The sequence below is a fragment of the Janthinobacterium sp. NKUCC08_JDC genome (assembly GCF_019345575.1).
Lineage (GTDB): Bacteria > Pseudomonadota > Gammaproteobacteria > Burkholderiales > Burkholderiaceae_D > Janthinobacterium > Janthinobacterium aestuarii.
Genome location: NZ_JAHKQW010000039.1, coordinates 1 through 1,365 on the forward strand (window position 1 = coordinate 1; position 1,365 = coordinate 1,365).

Genomic DNA, 1,365 nt, shown 5'->3' on the forward strand with positions numbered 1-1,365 from the left:
CACGAAGCAATCGGAAGTGGTTCCAAGAAAAGCCTCTAAGCTTCAGTCATACGAGACCGTACCGCAAACCGACACAGGTGGGCGAGATGAGTATTCTAAGGCGCTTGAGAGAACTCGGGAGAAGGAACTCGGCAAATTGGTACCGTAACTTCGGGAAAAGGTACGCCCCGGTAGCTTGATTGGTTTACTCCATGAGGGTGAAAGGGTTGCAATAAACTGGTGGCTGCGACTGTTTAATAAAAACACAGCACTCTGCAAACACGAAAGTGGACGTATAGGGTGTGACGCCTGCCCGGTGCTGGAAGATTAAATGATGGGGTGCAAGCTCTTGATTGAAGTCCCAGTAAACGGCGGCCGTAACTATAACGGTCCTAAGGTAGCGAAATTCCTTGTCGGGTAAGTTCCGACCTGCACGAATGGCGTAACGATGGCCACACTGTCTCCTCCCGAGACTCAGCGAAGTTGAAATGTTTGTGATGATGCAATCTACCCGCGGCTAGACGGAAAGACCCCATGAACCTTTACTGTAGCTTTGCATTGGACTTTGAACCAATCTGTGTAGGATAGGTGGGAGGCTTTGAAGCGGGGACGCTAGTTCTCGTGGAGCCAACCTTGAAATACCACCCTGGTTTGTTTGAGGTTCTAACCTTGGTCCGTTATCCGGATCGGGGACAGTGCATGGTAGGCAGTTTGACTGGGGCGGTCTCCTCCTAAAGTGTAACGGAGGAGTTCGAAGGTACGCTAGATACGGTCGGACATCGTGTTGATAGTGCAATGGCATAAGCGTGCTTAACTGCGAGACTGACAAGTCGAGCAGGTACGAAAGTAGGACATAGTGATCCGGTGGTTCTGTATGGAAGGGCCATCGCTCAACGGATAAAAGGTACTCTGGGGATAACAGGCTGATTCCTCCCAAGAGTTCATATCGACGGGGGAGTTTGGCACCTCGATGTCGGCTCATCACATCCTGGGGCTGTAGCCGGTCCCAAGGGTATGGCTGTTCGCCATTTAAAGTGGTACGTGAGCTGGGTTTAAAACGTCGTGAGACAGTTTGGTCCCTATCTGCCGTGGGCGTTGGAAATTTGAAGGGGGCTGCTCCTAGTACGAGAGGACCGGAGTGGACGAACCTCTGGTGTACCGGTTGTCACGCCAGTGGCATTGCCGGGTAGCTAAGTTCGGAAGAGATAACCGCTGAAAGCATCTAAGCGGGAAACTTGCCTTGAGATGAGATTTCCCAGAGCCTTGAGCTCTTTGAAGGGTCGTTCGAGACCAGGACGTTGATAGGCTGGGTGTGGAAGTGCAGTAATGCATTAAGCTAACCAGTACTAATTGCCCGTACGGCTTGTCCCTATAACCTTAGCAGGT

Annotated in this window: 1 rRNA gene; it reads left to right on the forward strand. The window is 51.4% G+C overall.

The features are described 5' to 3' along the window. A 23S ribosomal RNA gene (locus tag KO538_RS28990) occupies positions 1–1,350 on the forward strand; the annotation flags it as partial. Positions 1,351–1,365 lie beyond the last annotated feature (15 nt).